Here is a 21,343-nt window from a genome sequence, read left to right on the forward strand (position 1 = left end):
AAAGAGCCCACCCTTGGACGTCCGCATCGACGTGGACGGCCCCGTGGCCGTCGTCACCCTCAACAGACCTGCCAAGCTCAACGCGATAACCCCCGACATGGCCGCCGCGCTGCGTGCCTGCCTGAGCCGGGTGGACGCCGACCCCGCCATCCGGGTGGCGGTGCTCACGGGCGCGGGCGAGCGCTCGTTCTGCGTGGGCAGCGACATCCGGGAGCTGGACGAGTACGCCACGCCGTGGGAGTTCCGCAACCGCGGCGACTACGGCGACGCCGTCCGCGCCCTGCGCAAGCCGATCATCGCGGCAGTCAACGGCTACGCCTACGGCGGCGGCCTGGAGCTGGCCATGGCCTGCGACATCCGGCTGGCGGCCGACACGGCGACGTTCGCCGCGCCGGAGATCAAGCTGGGCTGGATCGGCGGCAGCGGCCAGTCCGCGCTGCTGGCCCACTGCGTCGGGCCGGGCAACGCCGCCACCATGCTGCTGACGGGCGAGCCCGTCAACGCCGCCCGCGCCCTGGCCTGGGGGCTGGTCACCGACGTGGTCCCGCAGGACAAGCTGCTGCCGGCGGCGCTCGAGCTGGCCGGGACGATCGCCAAGCGGCCGCCGATCGCCGCGCAGACCGCCAAGGCCAACCTCAAGGCGGCCTACTCGATGCCGCTCGACCAGGCCATCCAGTACGAGCGCGACCTGCAGACCGTCTGCTTCGCCACGCAGGACGCGGCCGAGGGCCGGGCCGCCTTCGCCGAGCGCCGCGAGCCGGTCTTCGAGGGGCGCTGATGGGCGTCCTGGACGGCTACCGCGTGGTCGACCTGTCCATCGCGATGGCGGGCCCGCTGGCCGCCATGCGGCTGGGCGACCTGGGCGCGGACGTGGTCAAGGTGGAGCCGGTGACCGGCGAGTGGCAGCGGCACGCCCCCGCAGGCGGGGCGACGGGCAACAGGGTCAACGTTTCGTTCCTGTCGCTCAACCGCAACAAGCGCAGCCTCGCCGTGAACCTCAAGTCCGACGAGGGCCGCGCCATCGTGCACCGGCTCGCCGCGACGGCCGACGTGTTCCTGCAGAACTACCGTCCCGGCGTGGCCGAGCGGCTCGGCATGGACTACGACACGATCAGCGGCATCAACCCCGGCATCGTGTACGTCTCCATGTCCGGGTACGGCGAGACCGGCCCGTACATGTCGAGGCCGGGCCAGGACCTGCTGCTGCAGGCCATGAGCGGCGCCATGCTGAGCACGGGCCGCGACGGGGACCCGCCCGCGCCCGCCGGCACGTACGCCGTCGACGCCATCACCGCCTACAGCGCGTTCGAGGGCGCGCTGGCCGCGCTGCTGCACCGCGAGCGCACCGGCGAGGGCCAGCGGGTGAGCGTCAACATGCTGGACGCGGCCATCGCCGTGCAGATGCAGGAGCTGTCGATCTTCACGGTCGGCGGGGTGCCGCAGCGGCGCGGGCGCGAGCCGCACGGCCACACCTACATCCGGGCGCCGTACGGGGTGTTCGCCACCAAGGACGGCTACCTCGCGCTCGGCATGCCCCGGCTGGACGCGCTGGCCGTGGCGCTGGACCTGCCGGAGCTGGCCGGCATGGACGGCGACGCCGACGGCCACACCAGGCGCGACGAGATCACCGCGAGCGTGGCCCGCAGGCTGCCGGACCGCACCACCGCCGAGTGGCTGGAGATCTGCGCCCGCCACGACCTGTGGGCGGGCCCGGTGTACGGGTACGCGGAGCTGGTGGCCGACCCGCAGGTCGAACAGAACGGCTCGTTCGTCACCTACGACCACCGCACCGAGGGCACGGTCACCACGCCCGGCTTCCCCTACGGCTTCAGCGCCACCCCGCCGGAGGTGCGCAGGGGCGCCCCGCTGGTGGGCGAGCACACGAGGGAGCTGCTCGAAGAGCTGGGCTACTCGCCGGAGCGCACGGCCGAGCTGGTGGCGGAGGGCGTGCTGGCATGCGAGGACTGACCTGGGACCATCCCCGGGGGTACGCCCCGCTGGACGAGCTGACGCGGCTGGATCTCGCCGGGAGCAACCCCTACGGTGACGTGCCGGAGCCGATCGAGTGGGACCGGCAGCCGCTCGAAGGCTTCGAGTCGGAGCCGATCGCGAAGCTGTGCGAGACATACGACGTGCTCGTCATCGACCACCCGGGGCTGGGCGCGGCCATGGACGCGCTGGTGCCGATGGAGGAGCTGTTCGAGCCGGACGAGCTGGCGCGGCTGCGGGCGGGCCCGGCCGGCCGCACCTGGGACAGCTACCGCCTGGAGGGACGCCAGTGGGCGCTGCCCCTCGACGCGGCCACCCAGGTCGCCGTCGCCCGGCCCGGCGTGGCCGCGCCGGAGACCTGGCCGGAGGTGGCGGAGTTCGCCAAGGGGACGCGGACCGCGCTGTGCCTGGGCGGGCCGCACGCCTTCCTGATGTTCTGCGCGCTGTGCTCGGGCGACTTCCTCGACGAGGAGGAGGGGATCCGGGCGCTGGAGCTGATGTCGGAGTTGCGCACGCTCGCCGATCCGACGGTGTCGCTGCTCAACCCGATCGGCGTCCTCGACGCCATGGCCGGGAACGCCGCGGACTACTGCCCCCTGGTGTACCAGTACACCGCGTACCCGCTGGCCTTCTCCGACGCACCCGCCTGGCCGGGGCGGGCACCCGGGAGCGTGCTGGGCGGCACGGGGCTCGTGGTCTCCAGGCGGCGCATCGGCGCGATCCGCGAGGCCGTGCGCGCCCACCTGCGCCGCCTCGTGTCAGAGCCCGTGCAGACGAAGCTGTTCCCGGCCGCCGGCGGGCAGCCCGCGGCCCGCTCCGCCTGGAAGGACGGCCCCACGACGGCCACCATGGAGGCCGCCTGGATCAGGCCGCGCTTCCCCGGCTACATCGCCCTGCAGGAGAGATCGTCCACGCTGATCCGCGACGGGCTGCTCGCCCGCGTCAAGGCCCGCGAACTCCTCAAGGACCTGCACAAGGAATGGAGGCAGCAATGACCACGGCGCTCGTGACAGGCGCCGCCGGAGCGCTCGGCGGGGCGATCGTCCGCCGCCTGGCCGCCGACGGCCACCAGGTGGCGGCGCTCGACCTCGACGCGAGCGCCCTGGAAGGCGCGCTCAACCTGAAGGCCGACCTGCGCGATCCGGCCGCGATCGAGGCCGCGTTCGCCGAGACGGCCGCGCGGCTCGGCCCGATCGGGATCCTGGTCAACAACGCGGCCGTCTACCCCACCAGGCCGTTCCTGGAGGTGCCGCTGGCCGAGTACGAGGACGTGCACGCGGTCAACCAGCGGGCCTACTGGCTGGCCGCCCAGCACGCGGCCAGGCAGATGACCTCAGGCGGCGCGATCGTCAACATCGCCTCGATCACCATGCACGGCGGCTGGTCCGAGCTGGCCGCGTACGTGGCGACCAAGGGCGCGGCGGCGGCGCTGACCAGGGCGCTGGCCCGGGAGCTCGGGCCGCGCGAGATCCGGGTCAACTGCGTCTCCCCCGGCGCCTTCCCGACAGCGGCTGAGGAGATCCACGAGGACCCCGAGGCGTACAACCGGTTCGTCCTGGAGCGGCAGTCGCTCCAGCGGCGCGGCACGCCCGAGGAGCTGGCCGCCGTGGTGTCGTTCCTCGCGGGGCCCGACGCCTCGTTCGTCACGGGGCAGACCATCGAAGTCAACGGAGGGTGGGTGATGGCATGACGCCCGACCGCAGGCGGCTGGCCGAGCTGACCGGGGATCTGAGCGCGGCCGGCGGGGTCCGGCTGGTGACGCTCGGGGACGGTCTCGAGCGCGGCATCAGAACGCTGGAGTTCCGCACCGGCTCAGGGCTGGCGTTCGACGTGCTGGTGGACAGGTGCATGGACATCGGGCACGCCGAGCACGCCGGGCGCTCGTTCGGCTGGCGCTCCCCCACCGGCTTCCGCCACCCCGGGCTGCACGAGAACGCCGACGAGGACGGGCTGTCCTGGCTGCGCTCGTTCTCCGGGCTCATCGTCACGGCCGGGCTCGACCACACGCTGTTCGGGGGCGACGTGCCCGCCGGCAGCTACCGCTACCCGCCCCGCCAGTCCGTGCGGCACGGGCTGCACGGCCGGGTGGGCAACATCCCGGCCCGGCTCACCGGGTACGGCGAGCGCTGGGACGGCGACCGCTGCGTGCTGTGGGCCGAGGGCGAGGTGCGCCAGGCCGCGGTGTTCGCCGAGAACCTGCGCCTGGTCCGCCGCATCGAGACCGACCTGGGCGGCGACGAGATCAGGCTCGTCGACACCGTCACCAACGCCGGGTTCGAGCCGGCGCCGCACATGTTCCTCTACCACATCAACCTGGGCTGGCCGCTGCTCGACGAGGGCGCCAGGCTCGAGGCCGACATCCGCGAGACGCTCTGGCAGAGCGACAGCGTGGCCGAGCAGAAGGCCGACCACGTCACCTTCCCCGGTCCGGCGCCCGGCTTCGTGGAGCAGGTGTACGAGCACGCGCTCAACCCCGGCGCGGACGGGCTGCACCGGGTGGCGCTGATCAACGAGCGGCTCGGCATGAAGGTCGCCGTGGAGTGGCGGGCGGAGGAGTTCCCGTACTTCTTCGAGTGGCTGAACCTGCGCTCGGGCAACTACGCGGTCGGCCTTGAGCCGTCCACCCACCACGTGTCGGGCGACGCCGCGGCCAGGGAGGACGGCAGCATGATCTGGCTGGGGCCGCAGGAGTCGCGGACGTACCACACGACCTTCCGTGTCTCGATCAGCTGATGCGGTAGGCGCGGCGGGCCGTGCCGGCGAAGACCTCGGCCCGCTCGCCCTCCGACAGCCCCGCGCACAGCTCGCCCGCGGCCTGCGCCACCTGCTCGTACCCGGCCGCGAGCAGGCAGACCGGCCAGTCCGAGCCGAACATCACCCGCTCGGGCCCGAACGCCTCCAGCACGGTCTCGGCGTACGGCCGCAGATCGGCCACCTGCCAGGACGCCCAGTCGGCCTCGGTGACCATGCCGGACAGCTTGCAGTAGACGTTGGGGTGGGCGGCCAGCTCCAGGATCCGGCTCCGCCACGGCTCCAGCTCGCCCGAGGCGATCGGCGGCTTGGACAGGTGGTCGAGCACGAACGTCAGCTCGGGCAGGGCGCCCACCGTGTCGATGGCGGCGGGCAGCTGGTGCGGCAGCGTGAGCAGGTCGTAGGCCAGCCCGGCGGCGGACACCGCGGCGAGCCCCCGCCGCACGTCGGGCCGGCTCAGCCAGCCGGGGTCCGGTTCGGACTGCACGCCGTGGCGGACGCCCACCAGCCCTTCCGGCAGCCCGGCCAGGGTGTCGGCGGCGTCGGGCGCGGTGAGGTCGATCCACCCGACGACGCCCGCGACCAGCTCGGACTGCGCGGCCAGGGCCAGGAACTCCCGCGTCTCCGCCAGGTCGTGCAGCACCTGCACCAGCACGGTCGCGGTCACCCCTGCCGCCGCGGCGGGTCCGGCGAGGTCGTCGAGGGTGAACGTGCGGCGGACGGGCGCCATCGGCTCGGGGTCGAGCCAGCCGTGCGGGCGGGCGGAGAGGTCCCACACGTGGTGGTGGGCGTCAATGCGGCTCATAGGTCAATCCAACTCGGTCCAGAGGTCGTCGGGGATCGGGACGGCGGCCAGGGCCAGGTCCTTGGGGCTGCGGGCGCCGGCCACGATGCTGCGACCGAGCTTCTCCATGATCGGCAAACTAGCAGACCTCCAATCTTTCGGCTAGATCCTCGGGAGATCTGGACATATGACGGCGACTTCGCGTAAAGATACATCCTACGTTCACCGCGCCTGTGGCGTCCCTGTGAGCGGCTTACCCGCCGGACAGGTTGTACGCATCCACGCGCCCTCACTGCCTTCTGGAGTAACTGTGTCCAACGACGGCTACACACGACGAGGCGTACTCAAGACCGGTTTAGGAGCGGCGGCGGGCTCCCTGCTCGTGACCAGCCCGGCATTCGCCACCGAGCCGGGCAGCAACCCGCTGGTGCTCTGGTACAAGCGTCCGGCGGCGGCCTGGCTCGAGGCGACGCCGATCGGCTGCGGCCGGCTCGGGGCCATGGTCTTCGGCGGCGTCGCCACCGAGCGCCTGCAGCTCAACGAGGACAGCATCTGGGCCGGCGGGCCGCACGACTACGACAACCCCGAGGCGCTGGCCGCGCTCCCCCAGATCAGGCAGCTGGTCTGGGAGGACAAGTGGCAGGCCGCGCAGAACCTGGCGGACAAGAAGTTCCTCGGCAAGCCCAGCGAGCAGGCGGCGTACCAGGTGCTGGGCGACCTCGCGCTGACCTACCCGGGCTCGGCCGAGTTCACGGAGTACCGCCGCGAGCTGGACCTGACCCGCGCCGTCACCACCGTCACGTTCGTGCGGGACGGCGTGCGCCACACGCGCGAGGCCTTCGCCAGCAACCCCGACCAGGTCATCGTCGTACGGCACACGGCCGACAAGCCGGGCTCGGTGAGCTTCCAGGCGACCTTCTCCAGCCCGCAGAAGTCCTCGACCGCCTCGGCCGGGCGGGACTCGATCGCCCTCGACGGCGTGAGCGGCGACACCCAGGGCCTGAAGGGCGAGGTCCGCTTCCGCGCCGTGGCCAAGGCCGAGGCGCGCGGCGGCACGGTCCGCACGGACGGCGGCACGCTGATCGTCGAGGGCGCCGACGAGGTCACGCTGTTGATCTCCATGGGCTCCAGCTACCGCAGCTTCAAGGACGTCGGCGGCGACCCGGGAGAGGTGGCGGGGCGGCATCTCGTACGCGCGAGCGGGCAGCCGTACGAGGTGCTGCGGCGCAGGCACGTACGGGACTACCAGGAGCTCTTCGGCCGGGTCGAGATCGACCTGGGCACGTCGGAGGCGGCCGCGCTGCCCACCGACGAGCGGATCGCGCGCAAGCAGCTCGACACGGATCCCGCGCTCGCCGCCCTGTACTTCCAGTTCGGCCGCTATCTGCTCATCTCCTGCTCCCGCGCGCCCGGCTACGCCGCCAACCTGCAGGGCGTCTGGAACGACTCGCTCACGCCCGCATGGGAGTCGAAGTACACCATCAACATCAACTGCGAGATGAACTACTGGCCCGCCGCGCCCACCAACCTGGTCGAGTGCATGGACCCGCTGTTCGACCTGGTCAAGGATCTGGCGGAGTCGGGGGCCAGGACCGCCGAGACGCAGTACGGCGCGAAGGGCTGGGTGGCGCACCACAACACCGATGGCTGGCGCGGGACGGCTCCGGTGGACTTCGCGTTCTACGGCGTGTGGCCGAGCGGCGGGGCGTGGCTGTGCCTGATGCTCTGGGAGCACTACCTCTACACGGGCGACGAGCGGCGGCTGCGCGAGCACTTCCCGCTGATCAAGGGGTCGGTGGAGTTCTTCCTGGACACCTTGCAGACCGATCCCAGGACCGGCTACCTGGTGACGAACCCGTCGCATTCTCCGGAGGTCGGGCACCACGAGGACGGCGGGGAGAACGTCAGCATCTGCGCCGGGCCCACGATGGACATGCAGATCCTGCGGGACCTCTTCCAGGCTTTCGCGGAGGCGTCCTCGACCCTCGGCGTCGAGGACGGGATGCGCTCGAAGGCCCTTGCGGCCCGGGCGCGGCTCGTTCCCAACCAGATCGGCCACCTGGGGCAGATCCAGGAGTGGCAGGAGGACTACCGGGGCGACGCCGCGCTGTCGCGCAGCCGCCACATCTCGCACCTGTGGGGCCTCTTCCCCAGCCACCAGATCGACCCCCGCCTCTCGCCCGGCCTCGCCGCCGCCGCCCGCCGCACCCTCGAGTTGCGTGGCGAGGCGGGGGCCGGGTGGTCGCTGGCTTGGAAGATCAACTTCTGGGCGCGGCTGCTGGACGCTCCCGAGGCGTACAAGCGGCTGTCCAACCTGCTGCTGCCCGCCCGTACGGCGCCGAACATGTTCGACCTGCATCCGCCGTTCCAGATCGACGGCAACTTCGGCGGGGTGTCGGGGATCACGGAGATGCTCCTGCAGAGCCACGGCGACCAGGTGCACCTGCTGCCCGCCCTGCCCGCCGCCTGGCCCACCGGGTCGTTCCGCGGGCTGCGGGCGCGGGGCGGCTTCGAGGTGGACCTGTCGTGGAGCGCGGGCGCACTGGTCCACGGGCGCATCCGCTCGGACCTGGGGCGCAAGCTCACGCTCCGGACGGCTCAGCCGGTGACGGTGACGTCGCACGGGCGCCCGGTCCCGGCCGACCGCCCGGAGCCGGGCGTGCTCGTCTTCGACACCCACCGAGGAGCCACGTACGACCTCGCCCCCTGAGCACCCGACGGGCGGCCCCGTGGCATAGCGGCCTGTCCCCTCGGCCGGCGTAAGCGGCGGCGGGCGCGTCAGGGGGCCGTCTCGGGTGCGGTGTCCGAGAACGTCGGGACGCCGGACGCGCCGGCCCGCGCGCCGGACGACGAGCCCGCCAGGCCGGGGACGGCGGCCGGGCGGGTGCGGGGGCGGGTGCGGGAGGCCTCGCCGCGGGCGTGGGCGGCGAACAGGCGGGCCGCCTCGTCGGGGTCGCCCGACGCCAGGGTCGCCACCAGGTCGTCGTGGTGACCGGCCATCGCCGTCCAGTCCCCGTCGTACAGCGGGTTGCCCACCACGTGCAGGCTCCACAGGTTGGACTCGATCGTCCGCCACAACCGCAGCAGGAACGAGTTTCCGCAGGCCGCGCAGACCCGCCGGTGGAAGGCCAGGTCGGCGTCGCGGAAGGCCCCGATGTCCCCGTCGCGGGCCGCCTGACGCATCGCCATCACGTCGGCCGAGAGCTCACGCAGCGTGTCGGCCTGGATGCGGACGGCGGCACCGCGTGCGGCATACTCCTCCAGCAACACCCTGATGTCGCGGACCTCGCGGGCCTGCTCGTCCGAGATCTCCGCGACGTAGCTCCCCCGGTTGGGATAGGAGATGACCAGCCCCTCGTGCGCCAACCGCTTGATCGCCTCACGAGCCGGGGCCTGGCTGGTGCCGACCCGGCGGGCGATCTCCGCCTCCACCAGCCGCTGCCCCGCCACCAGCTCCCCCGCCACGATCCAGCCGCGCAGCAGCGCGTAGACCCGGTCGGACAGCAGCTCCCTCGGCAGCAGCCGGGCCGCGGGCGGCGCGACCTGCTGCTCCTGCCAGATCCGCGCCACCGTCGACTGCGAGAGCCCGAGCTGGCGCGCCATCGTACGGGTCGAGGGCACGGCCGAGCCGCCGGCCGCGGCGGCGATCACCCGCTCGGCCTCCCGCCGCTCGGCGCTGCGCGGCCGGCCGGGGCGCGGCGCGTCCGCCAGCCCGTCCAGCCCCCGCTCCACGAAGCGGGCCCGCCACTTCGCCACCGTCGCCGGGCTCACGTCCAGCCGGCCGGCGATCTCCTTGCGGGGCAGCCCGTCGGCGCAGGCGAGCACGATACGGCTCCGCAGACTCAACCCCTCGGAGGACCCCTCCGCCCACTCGCGAAGAGTGGCGCGCTCCTCCGCACCCAGCACCAGCCGCTTGTCGTCAGTGCGTCCAGACACAGCCCCACCCTAACGTATTTATGACTCAGCCACCCGCTTGAAACTTATTTGTAGCGCCGCATAGCCCCTTGACGAGGCTATGTGACCAACGTATTAAATAATCGCTAATCGAGTATCGACCCATTAAAAGGCGTCGCAGATCTCGCCCCCTTGGAGGTGCGATGCGTTCCCCCCGTCCATTCCTCGCCCCAGCCGCCCTCGGTTGTCTGCTCCTGCTCACCGGCTGCGGCGGGGGCGGCTTCGCCGGCGACTCGCAAGCGAAGCAGAACGAGGGCGGCCAGGTCACGGTGAGGATGCTGGTCAACATCACCCCGAACCTCACTCAGGCGTACTGGGACGGCCTGGTCAAGCCGTTCGAGCAGGCCAACCCCGGCATCGACGTCAAGGTCGAGGCACCGACCGGCAAGGGCGTGGCGGACACGCTGCCGCAGCAGCTCGCCGCGGGCAATCCGCCCGACGTGGTCGAGACGCTGACGGCGGACGAGACGCTCTCCAAGCAGATGCTCGACCTGACCGACCAGCCATGGGCGAAGGACACGCCGCTGGCCAAGGAGGCGAGCCTGGGCGGCAAGATCTACTCGGTGGGCGTCGGCGTGCAGGCGCAGTCGCTGGTCTTCTACAACAAGAGCGCGTTCGAGAAGGCGGGGATCGACAAGCCGCCGGCCACGCTCGACGAGTTCGACGCCGCGATGGGCAAGCTCAAGGCGGCCGGGTGGCTGCCGCTGCAGACCGGCGGCGAGTTCCTGACCGGGCTCCAGCTCCTGCAGTTCTCCGGCCCGTCGCGCGCCCAGTCGCACCCCACCTGGCAGCAGGACATCAAGGCGGGCAAGCTCAAGGCGGGCGAGTCGCTCCTGCCGTACCTGGAGCGCTACCGCGCCTGGATCGACAAGGGGTACGTCGACAAGAACGCCCTGGGCATGAAGTACGCCGACGCCGAGACCGCGTTCCTGTCCGGCAAGTCGGCCATGTACATCATGGGCAGCTGGTTCACCGCCGCCGAGGCCAAGGCCAAGAAGGACTTCGAGGTCAGCGTCTTCCCCGCCCCGGTCGGCAAGGGCCAGCAGTACCCGGGGCCGCAGGGCGCCACGATGGCGGCCCCGTACATGATCCTCAAGTCCACCCCGAACAAGGACGCGGCGCTCAAGCTGGTGCAGTGGCTCGTCACCGACCCGGCGGCGGTCAAGAGCCAGCTCAAGCAGGACGGCAACTTCCGCGCCGGTGTGGAGCGCGAGTTCACCCCGCTGGAGAAGCAGGTGCAGCAGATCCTCGACGGCGCCCCCGCCGGCGTCCCGCAGGGTGAGGGGTACGGCGACGCGACCCTGCCCAAGGGCTTCAACGCCGCCTGGAACACCGAGGTCCAGGGCCTGTACGTGGGCAAGTCGCCCAAGGAGGTCGCCGAGGGCGTGGACCGCTGGCTGGCCGGCCGCAAATGACGCTCACCCGGGAAGCACCCCCAGCCCGCACCGAAGCACCCGCCCTCCCGAAGCGAAAGCGCGGCGACGGATGGGCCACCGCGATCATGGTCGGCCCCGCCACCGTCCTCTACACCGTGATGCTGATCATCCCGGTCGGCCTGGCGCTCTACCTGAGCCTCACCGACTGGGACGGCTTCAGCGCCGACCCCGCCTTCGTCGGCGCCGCCAACTACCTCGACCTCCTCGACGACCCCGAGCTGCGCCGCGCCGCCCTCGTCACCCTGCTGGTGGCCGCGGCCGGCACGGCCGGGCTCAACCTCCTCGGCCTCGGCTTCGCCGTCCTGGTGAACGGCGTCTCCAGGGCGAACACGTTCTTCCGGATCGTGCTGTTCTACCCGCACGTGCTCAGCGCCCTCGTGGTCGGCTTCCTCTGGTCGGCGATCCTCGGCACCACCGGCGCGGTCAACAACCTGGTGAGCGAGTGGGGCGGGCAGGTGCTGCCGTTCCTGTCCGACCCGACCTGGGCCACCATCACAATGATCGCGGTGCTGGTGTGGGCCGGGTTCGGCGTCAACGTGGTGCTCTACCTGGCCGGGCTGCAGGCGGTGCCGCACTCGCTGATCGAGGCGGCGCGCATCGACGGCGCGACGCGCCGGCAGGTGTTCAGGAACGTCACGCTGCCCGCACTCGGCCCGTCGGTGACGGTCAACATCGTGCTGTCGCTGGTGACGCTGCTCAAGACGTACGACCTGGTGGTGTCGCTGACGGCGGGCGGCCCGGCGGGCCAGACGCAGACCGTCGCCTACCTCATCCTGTGGAACTCCTTCCACGACTCCCGCCTCGGCTTCGGCTCGGCGCAGTCGGTGCTGCTCATGCTGGTGACGGCGGCGCTGGCGTTCGTGGTGACCAAGCTGCGCAGGCGCGGCGAGCTGGCGGCGCACCAATGAGAGGGCACCAGTGAGAAAGACCTTCCTCTGGGCGACCGTCGCCTTCATGCTCATCCCCCTGTACGTGCTGACCGTCAACGCGTTCAAGGGCCAGCAGGACATCCTGGGCAACCCGTTCGGCCTGGGGAACCTCACGCTCGAACCCCTGGGCAGGGCGCTGACGAACCCGCAGTTCAACGTGGTCAAGGGGTACGCGGTCACGCTGCTGTTCGTGGTGGCGGTCAACGTGCTGTCGGTGGTGCTGGCCGCCCCTGCCGCCTACGTCATCGCGCGCAGCCCCAAGCGCCGCTTCCGGATCCTGATGCTGTTCTTCCTGGCCGGCACGTTCATCCCGGGCCAGGTGCTGGTCATCCCCGTCGTGTACGTGCTCAAGACCCTCGGCCTGATGGGCACCATCCGAGGGTTCGTGCTGTTCGAGACCGTGTTAACGCTACCTTTCTCGATCTTCCTGTACGCCGGCTACATCTCCACCATCCCGGCCGTGCTCGACCAGGCGGCGGCCGTGGACGGGGCGGGCCGGCTGCGTACGTTCTGGCAGATCGTCTTCCCGCTGATGAGGCCCGCGGTCGCCACGATGGTCATCCTCAACACCTTCTCGGTGTGGAACGACTTCGTGAACCCGCAGATCATCCTCGGCCCCGGCAGCGGCCTCTACACCGTGACCACCGGCGTCTACGCGGCGGTCAGCCAGTACTCCACCGACTACACGGTGGTCTTCCCGACGCTGCTGCTGGCCATCGCCCCGCTGCTGGTCTTCTTCGTCTTCATGCAACGGCACATCATCAGCGGCCTCACCGCGGGAGCAACGAAAGGGTGAAGATGCGAGCTGTATCTCCGGGACACGCGAGCGATCCCTCTGTCACAGCGACCGTCCCGCTCGGCGTGCCACCGGCCTGGGCGGTGCTCGAGCGCAGGCTGTTCGACGCCCTCGACGAGGCCTGGCGGGCCTTCGCCGACCGCTACTGCGGGCCCGACGGGCGGCTCATCTACCACGGCCCCGCCGCCGACAGGGACGGCGCCGACGACTTCTACGAGGCGTTCTTCAACTGGCCGACGCTCTACCAGCTCGGCGGCGCCGACGACCTGCTGGACGCGTCGAAGCAGCACTGGGAGGGCGTGACCGCGCAGCTCACCGAGCTGGGCTACCTGGTGGACGAGTTCGAGCGCGGCTATGACTGGTTCCACCAGGGCGAGTCGCTCCTGCTGTTCTACGGCATCTGCGCGGCCGACCCGCGCGACGAGCGCTTCCGCGACCGCGCCCGCCGCTTCGCCGACCTCTACCTGCCCGGCTCCGCCAACTACGACGCCGAGCACGACATCATCCGCGCCCCGCACAACGGCGCCGGCGGCCCCCGCTACGGGCTGCAGTGGGAGTGGGCCTCCTACCACACGGACCTGGTCAGCATGCGGCCGTACGGGCTGCCGCTGCGCGACCTGCCGGGCATCACGAAGTGGGAGGACCTGGCCGACCCGAACAACGCCGCCCGCATGGGCGCGGCCATGAGCGAGCGCATCGGCCGCGGCGACGTGGCCGTCAACCTGGCCGCGACCAGCCTGGCCGTCAACGCCTGGCTGTACGACGGCGACGACCGCTACCGCGACTGGGCGCTGCGCTACATCGGCGCCTGGCAGCGGCGGGCCGAGGCCAACAACGGGATCCTGCCCGACAACGTCGGCCCGTCCGGCGAAGTGGGCGAGCTGCACGGCGGCCGCTGGTACGGCGGCAACTACGGCTGGCAGTGGCCGCACGGCCTCTACAGCGTGGGCGCCGCCGCCGCGATCGCCGCGCTCAACGCCCACCTGCTGACCGGCGACGACGACGCGCTCGCCATCGGCCGCGCGCCCCTGGAGGCCGTGTACGACAAGGCCGTCCAGGCCGGCGTGACCGAGACCGAGATGAGCATCAGCGACCGCTGGCTGGCCGAGCTCGGCGACGAGGCCGGCAAGCCCACCATGCTGGTGCCCAACCGGCACGACGACCACGGCTGGTTCGACTTCCAGCCGCCGCAGCTCGGCCTGCCGGTCTGGCTCTGGCACGCCTCGCTCGGGCGGCGGGACGCCGGGCGGATCGACCGGCTGCGGGCCGCCTCCGGCTACGACTGGTCCACGGTGCGCCCGTTCAGGAACAAGGAGGAGGCCGGGCACGAGGCACCCTGGCTGGAGTTCCTGCGCGGCGCCAACCCCGGCTTCCCCGAGGCCATGCTGTCCACCGCGCTCAGCCAGGTGCAGCGGCGGATGGCGCTCATCCACGCCGACCACGCGGACCTGGCCACCATCCACGTACACCACTGGCAGCGGCTCAACCCGGTGCTCACCGAGGCGCTGCTGCAGCTCGTCACCGGCACCCCGCAGGTGCTCTACAACGGCGGGCTGCTGCCCACCAGGCTGGCCTACTTCGACGCCGACCGCTACCGCCCGGGGCTGCCCCACGACGTGGCCGCGCTGGTCGACTCGGTACGCCCCGACGGTGTCCGCGTCGAGCTGGTCAACCTGGGCCTGACCCGCACCCGCAGGGTCGTGGTGCAGGCGGGCGCGTTCGGCGAGCACGACATCGACCGAGCGGTCGTCACCCGGGCGAGTGAGGGCTACCCGGGCTACCCGCGCTCCTACACCTCTCCCCCCATCACCGAGTCGGAGCAGGAGGTGACGGTGGACGGGCCGCGCCTGCTCGTCGAGCTGCCGCCGGGCCGCCGCATCCGGCTCGACCTGCACACGACCGCGCGCGTCCGCACGCCGTCACACCAGCACTACTGAGGAGATACATGGACGACGCCATCTGGGATCTGCCTGTTCGCGGGCCGCTGCCCGCCAAACCCGATCCCGTCCTCGTGGCGGGGCTGTCCCGGATCAGCTCGGCCACCGCCTGCGCCAAGCTGCACGCCCAGGGCATACGGCGGACCTTCATCGAGGGACCGCGTCCCATCGCCCAGGGCCAGAAGATCGCCGGCCGGGTCCGCACGCTGCAGTTCATGCCGCAGCGCGAGGACATCGCCTCGGGGCTCGGCCAGGAGTACGTCGAGCGGCACACCGCGCTGTGGGCCGTGCTGGAGGCCATCGAGCCCGGCGACGTGCTGCTCGTGCAGGCCTACGGGAGCGCCTACACCGGCTGCTTCGGCGACATGCTGGTGCGCTACTTCAAGCGCAAGGGCGGCGCGGGCATCGTCGTGGACGGCCGGATCAGGGACCTGCCCCGGGTGAGCGGCATCGGCCTGCCGCTCTGGACCACGGGCGCGACCCCGCACTACGCCTCGCAGGCGGAGCTGTTCCCGTGGGCGTACGACGTGCCGGTGGCGGTGGGCGGGGCGCTCGCGCTGCCCGGCGACCTGTGCGTGGCCGACGACGACGGCGCCGTGGTGGTGCCGCGCCGCCGGGCCGAGGCGGTGCTCGAGGCCGCCGCCGACCACGAGCAGTGGGAGCGCTACAGCCGCGCCCGCATCGAGGAGGGCGGGGCGCTTTCCGACTACTACCCACTCACCCCCGAAACCCGCGCCGAGTACGAGCGGTGGCGGAATGTGAAGGAGAGCCAGTGATCCTCAGGTCCCTGGGCGCGGTCGTCTTACTCCTGGGCGGCTTGACGTCCCCGAGTACGGACGCCGCCAGTGCCAACTGCAACTACTACGTCTCCCCGTCAGGCAGCGACCGCGGCGACGGCAGCGCCCAGCGCCCGTGGAAGTCCATCGAGCAGGCCCGCGACCAGCTCCGAGCCAAAAAGAACCACCAGAACTGCGACATCGTGGTCAACCTCAAGACCGGTGACTACGTCGTCGACAAGACGATCAACTTCACCGAGGCCGACTCGGGCGAGAACGGCCACAAGATCATCTACCGCAGCGCCGACGGCCCCGGCAAGGCCAGGCTGCTCGGGGCCAAGCCGCTGACCGGCTGGCAGAAGTACAAGGACAACATCTACAAGACCAAGGTCGACCGGAACTTCTACACGCTCTTCGAGGACGGCAAGCGCGCCACTACCGCCCGCTACCCGAACAGGACCAGCGACGACCTGTGGTCGCCCTATCTGTTCTCCGTGCTGCCGGAGGCGGAGTACCAGGCCGTGCACAACTGGCTCTTCTTCGACGCCAAGGACGTCCCGAAGGAGTGGGACCCCGACTTCGACAAGAACGCGCAGATGGTCGTCTGGTCGGGCGGGTCGTGGAGCTGGTTCACCGACACCGTGCCGCTCGGCGGGGCCGACTTCCGCAAGAACTTCTTCACGCTCAGCTACGACGCCCGCTTCCACCTCGTCAACAGCCGCAGCGGCTCGCGCTACTTCCTGCAGAACACGCTGCGCTTCCTCGACCAGCCGGGCGAGTACTACTTCGACTTCGCCAACAGCGAGGTCTACTACTGGCCGAAGAGCTCCATCGACAAGGTCATGGCCCCGACGGTGAAGACGCTCATCTCGCTGCACGGGTCGTCGCCCGATCGGCGGGTGCAGAACGTCGCCTTCGACGGGCTGGCGCTGCAGTACTCCGACTTCGTCGATTGGTACCGGTACGGGTGGAACGGCCCGGGCGACTCGGGCTACGAGCACAAGTACCCGGTCTACGACCGGCAGATCGAGCTGCCGCGCAACAGGTTCGGCATGATCACGCTGGAGAACACCCGTGACATCGACCTGACCAGGCTGCACATCTCGGACAGCGGCTACACGGGCGTCTTCCTGAACTTCGCCAACGAACGGGTCAAGGTGGCCGACAGCCTGCTGGACAACATCGGCGGCGACGGCATCAAGGTGGAGGGCGGCTATCCCGGCGAGGGCGCCATCTCCGGACACCACGTGTTCACCAACAACTACATCTACCACGTCGGCGAGCTGGTCCCCGGCGACGCGGCCGGCATCGAGCTGATGAGCACCGGCTACAACGAGGTCAGCAACATCGTCGTCAAGCACAGCGCCCGCTACGGCATCAGCCTGGAGGTCCGCCCCGAGATCAAGAACGAGGACAACTACGCCCGCGGCAACAAGTTCTCCTACATCCGCCTGGAGGAGACCGGTCTCGACAGCGGCGACATGGGCGCCTTCTACACCTACGGCGTGCACAACGTCGAGCCGCACCCGATCGACAACCACGTCACACAGATGGTGATCGGCGACGTCATCAACGACCCCGCCGGGCAGATGCCGGACTCCGGCACGCGCGGCGTGCACATGGACGCGGGCGGCTGCGGCTTCTCCATCTCCAACGTCGAGGTGGGCAAGGTCAGCGACGACAAGTACCAGGCCTACAAGTGCAACGAGGTCACCAACGCCAACTGGGCGGACGGCTTCGACACCTCGAAGATGGAGTACGACAAGATCGGCGTGACGAGCGCGTTCCCGTACCCGATCCCGAGCTAAGCGAATACCCGATCCCGAGCTAGGCGAACCTCTCCGGGGCCGGGCGTGACCGCCCGGCCCCGCACCCCCTGGAGCGCACCGTGAACAACCTCACGCGCCGAGGCTTCCTCTTCCTGGGCACCGCCACCGCGCTCGCCCTCACCGGCTCGCCTGCCTCCGCCACCTCTCCGGGGGCGGGCTGGTTCGCGCACCCGCGCCGGGCCGTACGGCCGATGGTGCGCTGGTGGTGGCCCGACGCACACGTGGACCCCGCCGAGATCAGGCGGGAGGTGGACCAGCTCGCGGACGCCGGGTTCGGCGGGGCGGAGATCGCGGCGGTGCACCACAGCATCCGCGACAAGTCCGTGCTGGACCCCGCCGGGCACGGCTGGGGCACACCCGCGTGGAACGCCGCCGTCGAGGCCGCGCTCGACCAGGCGGCCAGGCGCGGCCTGCGCATCGACCTCACCATCGGCCCCTCCTGGCCGGCGGCCGTTCCCACGATCACGCCGGACAGCGCAGCGGCCGTCAAAGAGCTGGCTCACGGCTCGGTGGCGGTGCCGGCGGGGACCACGTACGCGGGCGAGGCGCCGCCTCCCGCCGTGGCCGGGCATCCGGTACGCAAGCTGCTGCTCGTCCAGGCGGCCAGGGTCGAGCCCGCCAACTCCACCCGCGACGAGACCGGCCTCGACCCCGCCTCGGTGGTGCGGGTGCCGGTGAGCGACGGGCGCGTCGAGTGGACCGCGCCCGCCGAGGGCGGATGGGTGCTGATCGCCTATTGGGAACGGGGCTCGGGCCAGCGTCCGGAGTCCGGGCCGCACACCGTGCCCGAAGCGTATGTGGTGGACCACTTCAGCCGGGCCGGCTCCCAGGCAGTGATCGACTACTGGGAGTCCACGCTGCTCACGCCCACCGTGCGGAGGCTGCTGAAGCGGGCGGGCGGTGCGCTGTTCGAGGACTCCATCGAGATCGAGAGCGACGCGCTGCCGTGGACGCCCGGGCTGCCGGCGGAGTTCGAGCGGCGGCGGGGCTACGACCTGGCGCCCTTCCTGCCGGTCATCGTGCTGACGGACGAGGACCAGGTCTTCGCCTACGATGCCGCGCTGACCAGGCACGCGCGCAAGGACTACTGGGACACGGTCTCCGAGCTGTTCAACGAGCACCATCTCGGGATGCTGCGCGACTGGGCGCATTCGATCGGCCTGAAGTTGCGGGCACAGCCGTACGGGCTGCGCACCGATGCCATCGCGAGCGCGGCGATTCTCGACGTGGCCGAGGGCGAGTCGCTGGGGTTCAAGAACCTCGACGACTACCGGTGCCTGGCGGGCGGCCGGGACCTGGCGGGCCGCGAGGTGCTGTCCTGCGAGGCGGGGGCGTACCAGGGCGGGGCCTACACCACCACCTGGACGAAGCTGCTGCGCACGATGGGCGGCGCGTACGCGGCCGGGCTCAACCAGACCGTCCTGCACGGCTTCTCCTACGCCACCGCGCCCGGCGCGGCCTGGCCGGGATTCGCCGCCTTCACGCCCTACAACGGGACCGCAGGGTACGCCGAGTCCTGGGGGCCGCGCCAGCCCACCTGGCGGCATATCAACGACATTTCCGGATATTTCGCAAGAATTCACCAGGTCATGCGAGAAGGCGTGCCATGTGCCGACGTGGCGGTCCTGCGGCAGACCGGCTACACGAAGACCGGCATCGGCGCCGGCTGGTTCACTGCGAGCGGCGTGCCCATCGGCTGGACTCACCAGTTCGTCAGCGGGCCGCTGCTCGACCTGCCGGCCGCCCGGGTCGCGCACGGACGGCTGGCGCCGGACGGGCCGGCGTACAAGGCGCTGTTCGTGGAGGGCGACCGCTTCAACGCCGGCGAGTGCACGATGACCGTGGGGGTGGCGCGGCGGCTGCTGGGATACGCCACGGCGGGGCTGCCGATCGTACTGCTGGGCGACTGGCGGGCGGCCTCGGTGCCCGGCGTCGCGCGGGATGGGGAGAACGAGCGGCTCTGTGGCCTCCTGGCGGAGCTGCTGTCGCGGCCCAGCGTGCGCATGATCGCGGCAGCGGGCGACGTGCCGGCCGCGCTCGACGCCCTCGGCGTGCGGCCCGACGTGCGGTACGCCGCCGCGTCCACACTGCTCACGGCCCGCCGGGTGGCCGGTGACGTGGACTACTACTACCTGTGCAACGGCAAGCACGTCGAGAACCCCAAGCCGCCGATCGCCCTGGTCGACCACGAGGTCACGCTGGCCCGCACGGCCCGCGACGGGGTGCCGTACCTGCTGGACCCGTGGACCGGGCGGGCCGAGCGGCTGGCGCTCTACGCGGAGGACGGCGACGGGATCCGGCTGCGGGTGAGGCTGCGCCCGGGCGAGTCGATGGTGGTGGCCATCGGCCGGCCCGCTCTGTTCGGGACCGGGACGGTGAAGGGGCCGCACGCCGTCGCGACGGACGCGGACCTGGTGAGGTTCGAGAAGGGCACGCTGGTGGTGCGGGCCTCCCGCGCCGGGACGTACACGACCACTCTGTCCGACGGCCGGACGGTGACCTCCATGATCGGACCGGTGCCCGAGCCGGTGGTCCTGTCGTCATGGCAGCTGGAGGTCGAGGACTGGCGACCGGAGGGGACGACCACGCACCGGATGGCCCTCGACCGACTGTCCCCCTGGTCGGACATTCCCGATCTGGCCGACGTATCGGGCATCGGCGTCTACACCACCGACATACGGCTGGAGGGCGGGGCGTACCTGGAGCTCGGCGAGGTGACGGACACGTGCCGGGTGCTCGCCGACGGCCGCCTCCTGGACCCCGTGAACCAGCTCGATCCGGTCGTGGACCTGGGGCGTGGCGTCCGCACGCTACGGGTGGAGGTGGCGACACCGCTCGGCAACCGGCTCAGGGTCGCCGACCCGGCGGTGTACGGCGGGCTGACACGCCAGCCTTATGGCCTCATTGGTCCTGTCCGGCTGGTGCCGTACGGCGAAGCTCGCGTGGCGGTGCCTCACACAAGTTGACTCCTCAGCTCCATCTGCGCCCGCGATTCTTCGCGGACTGGCGGGAGGGGTGAATTCCGAGTTCTGACGGTGAGGTTGAGAAGAGCCGGTGGCTGAAGACCATCAAGCCGGGATCTGTGGGAGCCCGGAGGTGAGATCCCACCTCCGGGCCACCGAACCGCGGAAATCAGCAGAGCCCACTACTTCTTCGAGACCATCGAAATCCCACCCACCGCAAGGGAGAACATCCGGGCAAGCACCTTCCGAACATCCGGGTCCCGATCGAGTCGCTCCAGCGATTCGAACCTCGCTGGATCTAGATCGATTGTGGCAATTCCGCCAGCATCCCCGTCATCCACGGCCGAGAAGAGCAGAAGGCATCGGTAGGCCCGCACAGCGCCTCCTCGCTCTTCGCGCATCAGCGCCTGGAGGAGGACAACTTCTTCCTTGACCTGGCTGCGGAGTGCGTCCACCGAGGTCCACCGAGTTGCCCAGCCGCGATCTTCCGCCTCCGACTGGATCTCGAGCAGAGTATCGAAACTGATCTGACACACGCGGAAGTCGGGGTCTGTCGTATGGATCATAGACATCAGAGCACTACTTCCCGCCGTAGACGTCGATACGGATCAGCTCGTCTGGGTCGATGTGCCCGTCGTTGATCCTTCTTCGGAGTTCGTCCCAGCAGCGATGACTTCCAAGAATCGTCCCCCATGTGAGACGACAATCCCGTTTCCCTTGGCTACGGCAGCAGGGTTTGTCGATCACTCAGCCAGGCAGGCGCACGTTCTTCACCGGGAAAGTTCCCATCCCTATCAGGCCAAACCAGCTGAAGTGCACTGAATGATCTCTCTCCGTAGAACACCGAAGCCTGTACCAGGTTAGCGTTCAGAAGATCTTGCGAGATTGCCCGGAACTGCACACTGAATCCCTCAAGAATGTCGCCAGAGGTGTCACCATCTCCATACGCGAGCCCTTCAGCGAGCATGGCTTGAACTGAGCTCAAGACGCTTCCCGAAGTCTCCTCCGGAAGCCCAGCCACGACCACCTCTGGTTGATCAAAGCTGGAACCGAACCCGATGCTGTACGCAAAAGGAGGGCGTTCCATGCCAGGATCGAAGACCCAAATCCAGCTCCACCCCTGAGCTGCCACATCACTATGGATCTTTCGCTGAACCGGGTTGAGGTAAGCCCCTTCCAGCTCACTACTCACAGGAAAT

Annotated in this window: 17 protein-coding genes; 13 read left to right on the forward strand and 4 right to left on the reverse strand. The window is 70.5% G+C overall.

Annotated elements, in window-relative coordinates:
* The first annotated feature begins 13 nt into the window (after positions 1–13).
* Genes ABN273_RS24165 through ABN273_RS24185 form a run of 5 tightly spaced genes read left to right on the forward strand, consistent with a single transcriptional unit; the run spans position 14 to position 4,722 of the window.
* On the forward strand, positions 14–778 hold the full coding sequence (locus ABN273_RS24165) for an enoyl-CoA hydratase/isomerase family protein (RefSeq protein WP_349451254.1): 765 nt from the start codon (positions 14–16) through the stop codon (positions 776–778).
* A complete protein-coding gene (locus tag ABN273_RS24170; RefSeq protein WP_349451255.1) occupies positions 778–1,968 on the forward strand; it encodes a CaiB/BaiF CoA transferase family protein in 1,191 nt (396 codons plus the stop codon). The genes ABN273_RS24165 and ABN273_RS24170 overlap by 1 nt, the downstream gene beginning before the upstream one ends.
* Positions 1,956–2,984, forward strand: coding sequence for a hypothetical protein (locus tag ABN273_RS24175; RefSeq protein WP_349451256.1), 1,029 nt, complete (start codon positions 1,956–1,958; stop codon positions 2,982–2,984). Before ABN273_RS24170 ends, ABN273_RS24175 begins: the two co-directional genes overlap by 13 nt.
* Complete coding sequence (locus ABN273_RS24180) at positions 2,981–3,679, forward strand: SDR family NAD(P)-dependent oxidoreductase (protein ID WP_349451257.1); 699 nt, start codon at positions 2,981–2,983, stop codon at positions 3,677–3,679. The genes ABN273_RS24175 and ABN273_RS24180 overlap by 4 nt, the downstream gene beginning before the upstream one ends.
* Positions 3,676–4,722 carry an aldose 1-epimerase family protein gene (locus ABN273_RS24185; protein ID WP_349451258.1) on the forward strand — a complete coding sequence of 349 codons (1,047 nt, stop codon included), beginning with the start codon at positions 3,676–3,678 and terminating at the stop codon, positions 4,720–4,722. Before ABN273_RS24180 ends, ABN273_RS24185 begins: the two co-directional genes overlap by 4 nt.
* Here ABN273_RS24185 and ABN273_RS24190 read toward each other — a convergent pair.
* Positions 4,715–5,545 (reverse strand): amidohydrolase family protein, encoded by an 831-nt coding sequence (locus tag ABN273_RS24190; protein ID WP_349451259.1) that lies wholly within the window; start codon positions 5,543–5,545, stop codon positions 4,715–4,717. The genes ABN273_RS24185 and ABN273_RS24190 overlap by 8 nt on opposite strands.
* 289 nt (positions 5,546–5,834) lie before the next feature.
* Between ABN273_RS24190 and ABN273_RS24195 the strand changes: the two genes are divergently transcribed.
* Positions 5,835–8,234 carry a glycoside hydrolase family 95 protein gene (locus ABN273_RS24195; protein ID WP_349451260.1) on the forward strand — a complete coding sequence of 800 codons (2,400 nt, stop codon included), beginning with the start codon at positions 5,835–5,837 and terminating at the stop codon, positions 8,232–8,234.
* A gap of 68 nt (positions 8,235–8,302) precedes the next feature.
* Here the strand turns inward: ABN273_RS24195 and ABN273_RS24200 are convergent, their stop codons facing one another.
* A complete protein-coding gene (locus ABN273_RS24200) occupies positions 8,303–9,460 on the reverse strand; it encodes an FCD domain-containing protein (protein ID WP_349451262.1) in 1,158 nt (385 codons plus the stop codon).
* 161 nt (positions 9,461–9,621) lie between these two features.
* On the opposite strand from ABN273_RS24200, the gene ABN273_RS24205 reads away from it, so the two are divergent.
* From ABN273_RS24205 to ABN273_RS24235, 7 genes are all read left to right on the forward strand, one after another.
* Positions 9,622–10,893, forward strand: a complete 1,272-nt coding sequence (locus ABN273_RS24205; RefSeq protein WP_349451263.1) for an ABC transporter substrate-binding protein — start codon at positions 9,622–9,624, stop codon at positions 10,891–10,893.
* Positions 10,890–11,822, forward strand: coding sequence for a carbohydrate ABC transporter permease (locus ABN273_RS24210; RefSeq protein ID WP_349451264.1), 933 nt, complete (start codon positions 10,890–10,892; stop codon positions 11,820–11,822). The genes ABN273_RS24205 and ABN273_RS24210 overlap by 4 nt, the downstream gene beginning before the upstream one ends.
* Positions 11,823–11,832: 10 nt before the next feature.
* Positions 11,833–12,639 (forward strand): carbohydrate ABC transporter permease, encoded by an 807-nt coding sequence (locus ABN273_RS24215; protein WP_349451265.1) that lies wholly within the window; start codon positions 11,833–11,835, stop codon positions 12,637–12,639.
* Between the two features lie 2 nt (positions 12,640–12,641).
* A complete protein-coding gene (locus tag ABN273_RS24220; RefSeq protein ID WP_349451266.1) occupies positions 12,642–14,576 on the forward strand; it encodes a DUF8034 domain-containing protein in 1,935 nt (644 codons plus the stop codon).
* Positions 14,577–14,584: 8 nt separating this feature from the next.
* Complete coding sequence (locus ABN273_RS24225) at positions 14,585–15,352, forward strand: RraA family protein (protein WP_349451267.1); 768 nt, start codon at positions 14,585–14,587, stop codon at positions 15,350–15,352.
* Positions 15,349–17,160, forward strand: a complete 1,812-nt coding sequence (locus ABN273_RS24230; RefSeq protein WP_349451269.1) for a right-handed parallel beta-helix repeat-containing protein — start codon at positions 15,349–15,351, stop codon at positions 17,158–17,160. Before ABN273_RS24225 ends, ABN273_RS24230 begins: the two co-directional genes overlap by 4 nt.
* Before the next feature lie 80 nt (positions 17,161–17,240).
* Positions 17,241–20,147, forward strand: coding sequence for a glycosyl hydrolase (locus tag ABN273_RS24235; RefSeq protein WP_349451270.1), 2,907 nt, complete (start codon positions 17,241–17,243; stop codon positions 20,145–20,147).
* A 179-nt stretch (positions 20,148–20,326) separates the two neighbouring features.
* Here the strand turns inward: ABN273_RS24235 and ABN273_RS24240 are convergent, their stop codons facing one another.
* Both ABN273_RS24240 and ABN273_RS24245 read right to left on the reverse strand, forming a co-directional pair.
* Positions 20,327–20,710: a hypothetical protein gene (locus ABN273_RS24240; RefSeq protein WP_349451271.1), complete on the reverse strand. Its 384-nt coding sequence runs from the start codon at positions 20,708–20,710 to the stop codon at positions 20,327–20,329.
* 155 nt (positions 20,711–20,865) lie between these two features.
* The gene (locus ABN273_RS24245) at positions 20,866–21,336 is read right to left on the reverse strand and encodes a DUF4262 domain-containing protein (protein ID WP_349451435.1); all 471 of its coding nucleotides are present in this window, start codon (positions 21,334–21,336) and stop codon (positions 20,866–20,868) included.
* Between the last annotated feature and the right edge of the window lie 7 nt (positions 21,337–21,343).

The sequence above is a fragment of the Nonomuraea sp. B19D2 genome (genome assembly GCF_040137845.1).
Lineage (GTDB): Bacteria > Actinomycetota > Actinomycetes > Streptosporangiales > Streptosporangiaceae > Nonomuraea.

Coding starts and splice junctions, on each gene's coding strand:
- ABN273_RS24170 (WP_349451255.1), top strand. CDS start 778: ATGGGCGTCCTGGACGGCTACCGCGTGGTCGACCTGTCCATCGCGATG.
- ABN273_RS24205 (WP_349451263.1), top strand. CDS start 9,622: ATGCGTTCCCCCCGTCCATTCCTCGCCCCAGCCGCCCTCGGTTGTCTG.
- ABN273_RS24175 (WP_349451256.1), top strand. CDS start 1,956: ATGCGAGGACTGACCTGGGACCATCCCCGGGGGTACGCCCCGCTGGAC.
- ABN273_RS24210 (WP_349451264.1), top strand. CDS start 10,890: ATGACGCTCACCCGGGAAGCACCCCCAGCCCGCACCGAAGCACCCGCC.
- ABN273_RS24240 (WP_349451271.1), bottom strand. CDS start 20,710: ATGATCCATACGACAGACCCCGACTTCCGCGTGTGTCAGATCAGTTTC.
- ABN273_RS24190 (WP_349451259.1), bottom strand. CDS start 5,545: ATGAGCCGCATTGACGCCCACCACCACGTGTGGGACCTCTCCGCCCGC.
- ABN273_RS24180 (WP_349451257.1), top strand. CDS start 2,981: ATGACCACGGCGCTCGTGACAGGCGCCGCCGGAGCGCTCGGCGGGGCG.
- ABN273_RS24185 (WP_349451258.1), top strand. CDS start 3,676: ATGACGCCCGACCGCAGGCGGCTGGCCGAGCTGACCGGGGATCTGAGC.
- ABN273_RS24225 (WP_349451267.1), top strand. CDS start 14,585: ATGGACGACGCCATCTGGGATCTGCCTGTTCGCGGGCCGCTGCCCGCC.
- ABN273_RS24220 (WP_349451266.1), top strand. CDS start 12,642: ATGCGAGCTGTATCTCCGGGACACGCGAGCGATCCCTCTGTCACAGCG.